The 11,098-nt window shown below is 66.5% G+C and carries 10 protein-coding genes and 1 pseudogene; 8 read left to right on the top strand and 3 right to left on the bottom strand.

Annotation, left to right across the window (positions count from 1 at the left end):
- Complete coding sequence (locus ACNQFN_RS22030; protein WP_418647557.1) at positions 1 to 969, top strand: Wadjet anti-phage system protein JetD domain-containing protein; 969 nt, start codon at positions 1 to 3, stop codon at positions 967 to 969.
- Between the two features lie 16 nt (positions 970 to 985).
- Here ACNQFN_RS22030 and ACNQFN_RS22025 read toward each other — a convergent pair whose 3' ends face one another.
- Positions 986 to 1,411 carry a type II toxin-antitoxin system VapC family toxin gene (locus ACNQFN_RS22025; RefSeq protein WP_418647556.1) on the bottom strand — a complete coding sequence of 142 codons (426 nt, stop codon included), beginning with the start codon at positions 1,409 to 1,411 and terminating at the stop codon, positions 986 to 988.
- Positions 1,408 to 1,653 carry a type II toxin-antitoxin system Phd/YefM family antitoxin gene (locus ACNQFN_RS22020; protein WP_418647555.1) on the bottom strand — a complete coding sequence of 82 codons (246 nt, stop codon included), beginning with the start codon at positions 1,651 to 1,653 and terminating at the stop codon, positions 1,408 to 1,410. Before ACNQFN_RS22020 ends, ACNQFN_RS22025 begins: the two co-directional genes overlap by 4 nt.
- A gap of 231 nt (positions 1,654 to 1,884) precedes the next feature.
- Between ACNQFN_RS22020 and ACNQFN_RS22015 the strand changes: the two genes are divergently transcribed.
- Positions 1,885 to 3,036, top strand: coding sequence for a hypothetical protein (locus tag ACNQFN_RS22015; protein ID WP_418647554.1), 1,152 nt, complete (start codon positions 1,885 to 1,887; stop codon positions 3,034 to 3,036).
- A 29-nt stretch (positions 3,037 to 3,065) separates the two neighbouring features.
- Complete coding sequence (locus tag ACNQFN_RS22010) at positions 3,066 to 5,417, top strand: TOTE conflict system archaeo-eukaryotic primase domain-containing protein (RefSeq protein ID WP_418647553.1); 2,352 nt, start codon at positions 3,066 to 3,068, stop codon at positions 5,415 to 5,417.
- Here the strand turns inward: ACNQFN_RS22010 and ACNQFN_RS22005 are convergent.
- Positions 5,366 to 6,031, bottom strand: a pseudogene (locus tag ACNQFN_RS22005) (aldo/keto reductase); the annotation flags it as partial. The gene ACNQFN_RS22010 and the pseudogene ACNQFN_RS22005 overlap by 52 nt on opposite strands.
- A gap of 237 nt (positions 6,032 to 6,268) precedes the next feature.
- Here ACNQFN_RS22005 and gmk point away from each other — a divergent pair.
- The 5 genes from gmk (at position 6,269) to ACNQFN_RS21980 (ending at position 11,071) form a co-directional block, all read left to right on the top strand.
- Entirely contained in the window at positions 6,269 to 6,883 is a 615-nt protein-coding gene (gene gmk / locus ACNQFN_RS22000) for a guanylate kinase (RefSeq protein WP_068638613.1), read from the top strand.
- A 2-nt stretch (positions 6,884 to 6,885) separates the two neighbouring features.
- Positions 6,886 to 7,101 (top strand): DNA-directed RNA polymerase subunit omega, encoded by a 216-nt coding sequence (gene rpoZ / locus ACNQFN_RS21995; RefSeq protein ID WP_004337176.1) that lies wholly within the window; start codon positions 6,886 to 6,888, stop codon positions 7,099 to 7,101.
- A 22-nt stretch (positions 7,102 to 7,123) separates the two neighbouring features.
- Positions 7,124 to 9,328 (top strand): RelA/SpoT family protein, encoded by a 2,205-nt coding sequence (locus ACNQFN_RS21990; protein WP_418647552.1) that lies wholly within the window; start codon positions 7,124 to 7,126, stop codon positions 9,326 to 9,328.
- 89 nt (positions 9,329 to 9,417) lie between these two features.
- Positions 9,418 to 9,606, top strand: a complete 189-nt coding sequence (locus ACNQFN_RS21985; protein ID WP_068638611.1) for a DUF3460 family protein — start codon at positions 9,418 to 9,420, stop codon at positions 9,604 to 9,606.
- A gap of 37 nt (positions 9,607 to 9,643) precedes the next feature.
- Entirely contained in the window at positions 9,644 to 11,071 is a 1,428-nt protein-coding gene (locus ACNQFN_RS21980; RefSeq protein ID WP_068638610.1) for a 3'-5' exonuclease family protein, read from the top strand.
- Positions 11,072 to 11,098: the final 27 nt, after the last annotated feature.

Genomic DNA, 11,098 nt, shown 5'->3' with positions numbered 1-11,098 from the left:
ATGTGGGATCTTGAGTTGAGGCTGGTCGCTCCCCGGAGCCAGCAACGGAGGCTTCTGATAGCCATGCGTCCTATGCTATTTCTTCTGTGGCAGCAGGAGCAATCGCAAAAGTCACAGAGTACAGTCCGATATAATGCTGCATGTGTACTGATGGCCCAATGCCGGCCTGAGCGCTGTTCGGCGATGGGGGCGGTCCGACAACGCGGACTGTGGCGTGATCGGAAGAACGAGGAAGTAGCGCTGGCCGCCGCGCTGGCCCTTGAGCTAGAACCCGGAATCGCTGCCGGTGCGCCGCTACGCAGCCTCGCCCTGCTCGGCATCGACAGCAAGTTCATCGAGCGCAACCGGGGACTGCTGACCGTATTGCTCGACATCCGCTTCGACGGGCAAGTGTCGAAACTCGGCCTCACCAGCTTCCTGGATGCCGCCGATGAAGGCGATCACTGGCTGCTGGTCGCACCCCTGTCGCCAGGATTGTTGCCTTTCACCCAGCAACGGGTGCGGGCCCGAGAATTGATGAACACGCCGCTGCCTGCCGGGCGCATCTTGCTGATCGAGAACGACCGTTGCCTGCATCACCTGCCACCACTCCCCGACACCATCGCCGTACTCGGCTCCGGCCTGGACCTGGCCTGGCTGCGCGCGGACTGGCTGAGTCAGCGCAGCCTGGGCTACTGGGGGGATATGGACACCTGGGGTTTGCACATGCTGGGCTGCGCCCGCAGGCTGCAACCCCATCTGAAACCATTACTCATGGAGCGTGCGCTGTTCGACCGCCATGCTGCCGAGCGTGCGGTGCAGGAGCCGGTCACCGCCGGTCCGGTGCCGCCTGCTGAACTGACAAGCCACGAGCAAGCCTTCTACCGCTATTTGCTCGGGTTGCAGAAAGGCAGGATCGAGCAGGAGTTCCTGCCTATGGAGACTGTTGCCTACGTGCTTTTCCGTTGGACGCCAGAGCACGACCTTTAGACCACCTCTCCGCTGGTCAATCCGGGGTGAACGCTTGCACACCCGCAGCCTGCGCCGCCTTCTTGAGGTCTGCGTCCAGTGTCGCGAGCGGCAAGCCGGTTCGCAGGGCCAGCTCCAGATACGCCGCGTCGTAGGCCGACAGATTGTAGCGTCGGGCCAAGTGCAGCGTGTCACCCAAGGCGTGTGCTGCCGTGGCCGTATCCGTCGCGATGTTCAGCCGCTCCAGGAGGGCGGCGAAGGCCTGGGAACGGGCTTCTGTGAGTAGCCCTCTGGCCTCGCCCCTGGCGATGACATTGCAAGCCTCCAGCGCCCATAGCGACGGAACCAGCGCCTGCCGTTCCCGCAGTGCATCCAGCACGGTCTCGGCGTAAGCTACATCGGCAGGCTTGCCATCGGCCAGCAGCCAGCACATCGCCACCGAGTTGTCGAGCACGAAGCTCATGCCCGCCCCTCGTTGATCAGCGCCTTGAGATCTACACCCTTGACGGGCGGCGCCGTGCGCATGAACTGGCGCATCGCCTCGACGGCCGCCACGGCATCTGCTTGCGTGGTGCCTTCGGCCGGTACCAGATCGGCAACCGGCTCGCCACGCAGGGTGATCGTGTAGCGCTTGCCCGCTTGCACGCCGCGGAGTAACTCCGGCAGCTTGGTCTTGGCCTCATACGAGCCGATTTCAAGGTTCATGGCATTCTCCGGTTGATATAGACCAGTTTATAGACTGGTCTGAAAGGGGTCAAGGACGGCGTTTTTCCCGCATGGCATCGGCCTTCGCCTGCTTGTAGGTCGCCAGGGAATCGTCGACGGCGAATTGCATGGCCATCTGTACTCCACGTGAGCGATGATTCTGCCTTCCGAGCCGTCCGGCAACCTGAGCGACGGTTGAAGACGGGATGGATCCATAGCCCCCGATAACCCATGAGCGAATACCAATACTACGAATTCGCCGCCATCGACCGGCCGCTCGGCCGTGCCGAAATGGCGGAACTGCGCGCCGTCTCCAGCCGGGCGCAGATATCTCCATCAGGCTTCGTCAACCGCTACGAGTGGGGCGACCTGAAGGCCGATCCGGCTGACTGGATGCGGCGCCATTTCGATGCCTTCGTCTACACCGCCTGCTGGTGCAGTTGTCGCTTGGCTCTGCGCGTACCGCTGGACGTGTTTCGCCGGGCGGAGCTGGAGGCGTTCGCCATTCAGTACGCGCTTGCCTTCGACGCGACCGACGAGCATTGGATCGTCCATTGGTCGCTGTACGAGAGCGAGAACTACGACCGCTTCGGCATGGACGACGGTAGCGGCTGGATGCAGCGCCTGCTGCCGCTGCGCGACGAGTTGCTGCGCGGCGATCTGAGGCCGCTCTACTTGGGCTGGCTGGCCGGCGCTGGGGAACTGTCCGGCGATGAAGCGGAACCCGAGGTGCCGGCGGGCTTGTCGACCTTGTCCCCGGCGCAGCAGGCGCTGGCCGAATTTCTGGAGATCGATCCGGACAGGCTGGCCGCGGCGGCGGCCGGCAGCGCGCCGATGCCGCAGGCAACCGAGGGGGACGACGGGCGTCTCGACGTCTGGTTGGAAACATGGCCCCGCGAGGCGATGCTGGACGTGCTGAAGCTGCTCGCCCAGGGCCGGGGGCAGGAGGCGGAGCGCCACGTCAGGGGCCGCCACGCCGCTTGGCTGAAGGCGCAGCGGTTGCCCGCCGAACCCGGCGCGCGCAGGCGCCGCGTGGCCGAGTTGAACGAACTGGCTGAATCGCTTGCCCTCATAAGGCAGGAGCATGAGGCGCAAGAGCGTGCGAAGGAGGAGGCCAAGCGTCGCCGCGAGCGTGAAGAGGAATTGCGGTGCCTGATGGCCGAAGCCGATCAGCGTTGGGAGGCCATCGATGCCCAGGCCCGGCGCGGCACGGCCTTGGGCTACGAGTATGCGGTGCGGGCGCTCACGGATCTGGCGGAAGCCTACACACTGACGTCCACCCCGAAGGAATTCGAGCGCGCCCTGCGCCGCTTCCTGGTGCCCCACGCGAAGCGGGGTGCCCTGCTGCGCCGCTTGACGGCAGCGGGTTTGTGGTCGGGATGACGGCGGGCGGGGACGATGAGCTTGCCCGCTTGCGCGTCGAAAACGCGCGGCTGGTCGAATTGCTCGAAGCCCATGGCATCGCCTGGCGCCAGCCCGAGGCCGAGCAGCTTGCCGGCGCTCCATTGTCCACGGATGAAAAGGTCGTGCTGTTTCGCCGCTTGTTCCGGGGCCGCAGCGACGTCTATCCCGTGCGTTGGGAAAACAAGGCGGGCAAAAGCGGCTACGCGCCGGCCTGTGCCAACGAATGGCGTGCGGGGGTGTGTGGCAAGCCACGCGTCAAATGCGCGGATTGCGGTCAGCGGTTGTTCGTCCCGCTGACGGATCGGACGGTCTATGACCACCTCGCCGGCCGCCATGTCATCGGCGTGTATCCGCTGCTGGCCGACGATAGTTGCCACTTTCTCGCGGTGGATTTCGACGCGGCCGAGTGGCGCAACGACGCGCAGGCCTTCGTCCGCACCTGCCAGGATCTGGACGTGCCCGTTGCACTGGAAATTTCGCGCTCGGGTAATGGTGCCCATGCGTGGATATTCTTCTCGTCGAACGTCCCCGCAAGGGATGCGCGGCGGCTCGGCACCGCCCTCATTAGCCACACCTGCGCGCGTACCCGGCAGTTGCAGCTCACGTCCTACGACCGGCTGTTCCCGAATCAGGACAGCCTGCCCAAAGGCGGCTTCGGCAACCTGATCGCCTTGCCGCTGCAAAAAGCGTCACGCGCACACGGTGGCAGCCTGTTCGTCGATGACGCGCTGCGGCCATATGCCGACCAGTGGGCCTTTCTGGCGTCGGTGGCGCCCATGGTGCCGCATGACATCGAGCCGGTGATCCTGTGGGCGACCGGAGGCTCTCACCCGTTGGATGTGACCTTCATTACCGAGGACGATCTGCTGGAGCCATGGAAAGGTCCGGCACCGGCCAGTCCGCGCTTGCCGGGTCCGATGCCGGCCGCGCTGACGGTGACCCTGGCCAATCTGCTCTACTTCGACAAGGCCCAGCTTCCCCAGGCGCTCGCCAACCGCTTGATCCGGCTGGCGGCCTTCCAGAACCCCGAATTCTACAGGGCGCAGGCGATGCGCCTGCCGGTCTGGGACAAGCCCCGGGTGATCGGCTGCGCCGAGAATTTCCCCCGGCACATCGCCCTGCCGCGTGGTTGCCTCGATGCTGCCAGGGCGTTGTTGCGCGAGAACGGCATCCGCTGTGACGTGCGGGACGAGCGAAACGGCGGACAGGTGCTGGAGGTCGGTCTCCCGGCGCCGGGCCGCCCCAAGCCGGGAGTCGCCCCCTCGGGGGGCAGCGAAGGGGCGCCAGCCGCAAGCGTGGGGGCAGTCGTATTCGCCGGCACGCTGCGATCTGATCAGGAGGAGGCTGTTGCCGCGATGCTGCGCCACGATACCGGCATCCTCTGTGCGCCGACCGCCTTCGGCAAGACCGTCACGGCCGCGGCGCTGATCGCCCACCGGGGCGTCAATGCGCTGGTGCTGGTGCATCGCACCGAACTGCTCAGGCAGTGGCAGGCGCGGTTGCAGGTCTTTCTGGCAGACGGGTGTGACATGGTCGGCATCGCGGTCATGCAGTCCTTGTCCAGGCAGGAAGGTGTGGCGGTGGAGGACTACGGGCACGTCATCGTCGACGAATGCCATCACCTGTCGGCATTTTCCTTCGAGACCATCCTCAAGCGTGTCCGCGCCAGGTACGTGCTGGGCCTGACCGCCACCCCGATCCGGCGTGACGGACGGCAGCCGATCATCTTCATGCAGTGCGGCCCGATCCGACACACGGCGTCAAGGCCTGCAGGCGCCCCACAGATACTGGAAGTGTCGCCCCGTTACCTGTCGGCCCCAATCAGTCTGGCCGCCGATACCGGCATCCAGGACGTCTTCAAGGAAATCGCCAATGATGGCGATCGCACGAAAGCCATCGCGGATGCGATCGCCGAGGCTTTTGCCCAGGGGCGCAAGATACTGGTGCTGACCGAGCGCACCGAACACCTGAATGCCCTCCATGCCGCCCTGGCGGGACGCATCCAGACGCTGTATGCGCTGCATGGCCGCATGTCTGAGAAGCAACGTGCCGCGCTGACCGCGGAACTGGACGCCATGGGCGCCGCCGTGCCCCGCGTGCTGCTGGCCACCGGCAGACTGGTCGGGGAAGGATTCGACCACCCGCCACTCGACACCCTGGTGCTGGCCATGCCGATCTCGTGGAAGGGCACGCTGCAGCAGTATCAGATCATCTCCAATGGACCAGGACCGGCAGGCGGCGGAAAGATCCGATCCAGCGCTGCCCGAAGCTCGGCATCGATGACGAGCTCCAGCGCGCCGAAGTTCTCCTCCACCCGACTGCGGCCCGTCGCCTTGGGGATGGCGATGACGCCTTCCTGATGGAGCAGCCAGGCCAGCGCCAGTTGGGCGGCGGTGGCTCCCCGCGATGCGGCAAGCGATGCAAGTTCCCGATTGCGCAGCAGCCGCGCCTGCTCCAGCGGCGAGTAGGCCATCACCGGCATGTCGTGGGTCTGGCACCAGGGCAGCAGATCCCATTCGATGCCGCGGCGGGACAGGTTGTAGAGCACCTGATCGACGGCGCAGCGTTCACCTTCCGGCTCGGCGAACAGGGCTTTCATGTCCCGCACGTCCAGGTTGCTGACGCCCCAGTGGCGGATCTTGCCGGCTGCCCGCAGGCGTTCGAAGGCTTCCACTGTTTCATCGAGCGGGATCGAGCCGCTCCAGTGCAGCAGGTACAGATCCAGGCAATCCACGCGGAGCCGCTGCAGGCTGCGTTCGCAGGCGATGGGCATCGAGCGCCGGCCGGCGTTGTGCGGATAGACTTTGCTGACGAGAAAGACCTGGTCACGGCGGCCGCGAATGGCTTCGCCGATCAGGGTCTCGGCGGCGCCTTCGCCGTACATCTCGGCGGTGTCGATCAGCGTCATGCCGAGGCCGATCCCGTGCTGCAGCGAGGCGATCTCGTTGGCCCTGCGCGCCGGGTCTTCGCCCATCATCCAGGTTCCCATGCCCAGCGCGGGGACGTGCTCTCCGGAGGGTAGTGCAATGGTCTTCATGTCATTCATCCCATGATTGTCGGCTTGTCGTCGCATCGTAGATCAGTCGAGCCCGCAGAGGGCGGCCGACAGGCGGTGCGGGCGCTGCCCACGACCCTCCGTTCCGCCCGCGTTACAATCGCAGCCTTCGACCGCCCACCGGGCGGTGTTTTTTGCGAGTTTGCGAGCGTCCCCATGTCCGGAACCCTTTTCATCGTCACCGCGCCGTCCGGCGCCGGCAAGACCACGCTGGTGCACGGCCTGCTGCAGCGCGATGCGCGCGTGCAGCTGTCGATCTCGTACACCACGCGCGCGCCGCGCGCCGGCGAGCAGGACGGGCGGGAGTACCATTTCGTCGATGTGCCGGCTTTCCGCGCCTTGCGCGACCGCGGCGAGTTCCTCGAGTGGGCCGAGGTGCATGGCAACTACTACGCCACCTCCAAGGTCTGGCTGCGCGAGCAGATCGCCGCCGGGCGCGATACCTTGCTGGAGATCGACTGGCAGGGTGCCCAGCAGGTGCGCAAGGTCTTCCCGGAAGCGGTGGGGGTGTTCATCCTGCCGCCGTCGATGGAGGAACTCGAATCCCGCCTGCGCGGGCGCGGCACCGACAGCGACGAGGTCATCAGCCGGCGCCTGCTGGGCGCGCGTGGGGAAATGCGGCATGTGGCGGAATTCGACTACGTTATAATCAACGACGAAATCGATCAGGCGTTGGACGACTTGGTTGCCGTGGTACGCGCCTCGAGGCTGCGCCATTCCAACCAGCGCAAGCGCCATCCCGAATATTTCGACTTTTTGGAACAGGATTGAACATGGCCCGCATCACCGTCGAAGATTGCCTCAAGAGGATCCCCAACCGCTTCCAGCTCACGCTGGCGGCCACTTACCGTGCGCGCCAGCTGACCATCGGCAGCACGCCGCAGATCGAGCTCGACCCGTCCGACAAGGACAAGCCCACCGTGATCGCGCTGCGCGAAGTCGCCGCCGGCAAGGTCGGGCTGGAGATGCTGAACCGCGGCCAGGCCTGAGCCGGGTCGTGAGGGGCTAGACATGGACGAGAGCGAGCGGGGCGCCCCTCAGGAACCTTTCCGCCCGCCGCCGTCGTGCGTGCTGTCGCTCGACTTCCAGGGACTGAAGACCAAGCTGCTGACCTACCTGCGTGCCGAGGACGTGGGTCGCGTGGAAGCAGCCTATCACTTCGCCGCCGATGCCCATGCCGGGCAGTTCCGCGTCAGCGGCGAGCCCTACGTCAGCCATCCGGTCGCGGTGGCCTCGTTGGTGGCCGACTGGCACCTCGATCCGCAGGCGCTGATCGCCGCGCTCCTCCACGACGTGATGGAGGACACCCACATCCCCAAGGCGGAGATCGCCGAACGCTTCGGCAAGGTGTCGGCCGAGCTGGTCGACGGCCTGTCCAAGCTCGACAAGATCGAGTTCCGTTCGCACGAGGAAGCGCAGGCCGAGAACTTCCGCAAGATGCTGCTGGCGATGGCGAGCGACCTGCGCGTCATCCTGATCAAGCTCGCCGACCGCCTGCACAACATGCGCACGCTCGGCCACATGCGCCCGGCCAAGCGCCGCCGCATCGCCAACGAGACGCTCGAGATCTACGCGCCGATCGCCAACCGGCTCGGCCTCAACGACCTGTACCGCGAACTGCAGGAACTGTCGTTCAGCAACAAGTACCCGCTGCGCTACCAGGTGCTGGCCAAGGCCATCCGCGCGGCGCGCGGCAATCGCCGCGAAGTGGTCGGCAAGGTCAGCACGGCGATCCAGGAGCGGCTGCCGCAATGGGGCATCTCGGCCGAGGTCAGCGGCCGCGAGAAGCACCTCTACGGCATCTACCGCAAGATGGTCGAAAAGCACCTGTCGTTTTCACAGGTGCTGGACATCTACGGCTTTCGCGTCATCGTCGGCGAGGTGTCGAGCTGTTACCTCGCGCTGGGCGCGCTGCACTCGATGTACAAGCCGGTGCCGGGCAAGTTCAAGGACTACATCGCGATCCCCAAGGCCAACGGCTACCAGAGCCTGCACACGACGCTGATCGGCCCCTTCGGCACGCCGGTCGAAGTGCAGATCCGCACGCGCGAGATGCACCACATCGCCGAGGCCGGCGTGGCCTCGCACTGGCTGTACAAGGAAGACGAGAAGACGCTGACGGAGCTGCAGCAGAAGACGCATTCCTGGCTGCAGTCCCTGCTCGAGCTGCAATCCGCCTCGGGTGAGGCCACCGAGTTCCTGGAGCACGTCAAGATCGACCTGTTCCCGGGCGAGGTCTATGTGTTCTCGCCCAAGGGCACGATCTTCTCGATGCCCAAGGGCTCGACGCCGGTCGATTTCGCCTACGCGGTGCATACCGACATCGGCAACCGCTGCGTGGCCTGCCGCATCAACGGCGACCTGATGCCGCTGCGCAGCGAGCTGAACAATGGCGACCAGGTCGAGATCATCACCGCCGCCCACGCCAACCCCAACCCGGCCTGGCTGTCGTATGCGCGCACCGGCAAGGCGCGGGCGCAGATCCGCCATTTCATGAAGAACGCCCAGCAGGACGAGTCCGTCGCGCTGGGCGAGCGCCTGCTCAATCAGGCGTTGCGGCCGCATGGCCTGACCCTGGGCCAGATCTCGACTTTTGCCTGGGAGCGCTTCCTGCGCGACCGCGGCGTGCGCCACAAGAAGGAAATCTTCTCCGACCTCGGCCTGGGCAAGCGCCTGCCGGCGATCATCGCGCGCCGCCTGGCGCAGGCGCAGGACATGGAGTCGGGCCGGCCCGACGTGGTCAAGCCGAAGCCGGCGGGCGCGATCACGATCCGCGGCTCCGAAGGCATCGCGGTGCAGCTGGCGCGCTGCTGTCATCCGATCCCGGGCGATCCGATCATCGGCACGCTGCGCAAGGGCCAGGGGCTGGAAGTGCATACCCACGACTGCCCGAGCGTGGCCAAGCTGCGCGGCGACCGCGGGCGCTGGGTGGATGTGGAATGGGAGGCCGGCGACGACCGCCTGTTCGACGTCGGCATCCGCGTGCTGACGCGCAACGCGCGCGGCGTGCTGGCGCGGGTGGCCAGCGCCATCGCCGAGGAAGACTGCAACATCCAGAGCGTGCACATGGACAACGAGCAGGGTGCCTACACCGCGCTCAACTTCACCTTGCAGGTGCGTGACCGCATGCATCTGGCGCGCGTCATGCGCGCGGTGCGAAGGGTGCAGGAAGTGGTGCGCATCGGCCGCGTCAAGGGCGACGGCCGGGCGGTCTGAGTTCTGCGCATGGGGCGGTGCATCGCCGCAGCGGCGCGTTTTGCCGCCGGCTGCTAGAATTGCGGCCACTTCAGAAAAGGGGGCTGACGATGGCGATGTACGAATCCGATCACACCAAGTTCATGCGCGAATGGATGGCCAAGCATCCCGAAGAGCAGGCCGAGCAGAAGAAAGGCCGTGCCCTGTGGTGGGACAAGCCGCAATCGGTCGAGGAGCAGCAGCGCCTGCAGGAAGCGCGCGTGCCGGTGAAGCCCTACTACTACGACGCCAATCACTGAGCCGTCTCCCCTCGATGCCGGGCCGGGCGCCGAACGCATGAGCCTGCCGCGCCGCCTTGCCTTCATCGACGTCGAAAGCACCGGCGCCCATCCGGTACGCGACCGCATCACCGAGATCGCCATCCTCCGCGTCGAGGATGGCGTGCTCGTCGACCGCTGGGAAAGCCTGGTCGACCCGCAGACGCCCATCCCGCCGCTGATCCGGCAGATCACCGGCATCAGCGACGAAATGGTCGCCGGCGCGCCGTGCTTCGACGAACTCGCCGACCAGGTGCAGGCCTTGCTGGCCGGCCACGTGTTCGTCGCTCACAATGCCCGTTTCGATTTCGGTTTCATCAAGAATGCCTTCGCCCGCATCGGGCGCGATTTCGATGCGCCGGTGCTGTGTACCGTCAAGCTGTCGCGGGCGCTGTTTCCCGAGCATCACCGCCATGGGCTGGATGCGCTGATCGAGCGCCACGGCCTGCACTGCGGCGCCCGCCACCGGGCGATGGGCGACACCGAGGCGCTGTGGCAGTTCGTGCAGTTGGCGCAGGCGCGCTTCGAGCCCGAGGTGCTGCAGCACGCGGTCGAGCGCGCGATGAAGGCGCCGGCCTCCCCGCCCGGCCTGCCGGAAGGCTTGCTCGAAGCCTTGCCGGACGAACCCGGTCTCTATTTCCTGCATGCCGAAGCAGAAGCGCCACCGCCCGGACGCATCGACCGCCCGTTGTTCATCGGCCGTGCCGCCAGCCTGCGGGCAAGGGTCAAGGAGCATTTCGCCGGCAGCACGCGCAAGGGCAAGGACGCCGAGCTGCGCGAGCGGACCCGCCGTGTCGAGTGGATAGCGACGGCCGGCGAACTCGGCTCGTTGCTGCTCGAAGCCGAGCTCGTCAAGCGCCTGCGGCCACCGTCGAACCGCCTGCCCGAAGACGGTGGTGAAGCGTTTGCGCTACGTCTGATCGACAATCGCCGGCGCCCGCCGATCTACGAACGGGTGCCGGTCGCCGGCACTGACCCCGCCGCCTGGGCGGGCCTGCATGGCCTGTTCCGCAACAGGCGCGAGGCGGACAACCGCTTGCGCGAGCTGGCCTTGCTCTACCGTCTGTGCCCGCGTCGGCTCGGTCTGGAGCCGGGTACGGCCGGAGCCTGCTCGGCGTTTCAGGCGCGCCGCTGCGCCGGCGTCTGCGCCCGCCGGGAAACGGCGGCGGAACACGACGCCAGGCTGCTGGGGGGCCTGGCCTCGCTCGGCGTCAAGCCCTGGCCATGGCCGGGTGCGGTGGTGGTCGGTGAGCGCGACGCCCATTCGGGGCGCGAGGCCTGGCACGTCCTCGACCAGTGGTGCCACCTCGGCAGCGTGGCGCGGCGCGAGGAATTGCCGACGATAGGGAGGGCGCGCCGCTTCGACATCGACACCTGGCGCCTGCTCGGGCGCTGGTTCGCCGTGCCCGCGCATGTGGCGGCGGTCGAGCCGCTGCCGGCCTGTTAGCCTGGAGTGCAGGCTGCTTTTTTGCGT

The sequence above is a fragment of the Thauera butanivorans genome, from assembly GCF_048398245.1.
GTDB classification, from domain to species: Bacteria; Pseudomonadota; Gammaproteobacteria; order Burkholderiales; family Rhodocyclaceae; genus Thauera; species Thauera butanivorans.
Note: the sequence above shows the minus strand (reverse complement) of the source record. Positions and strands in the feature narration are given on the sequence as shown.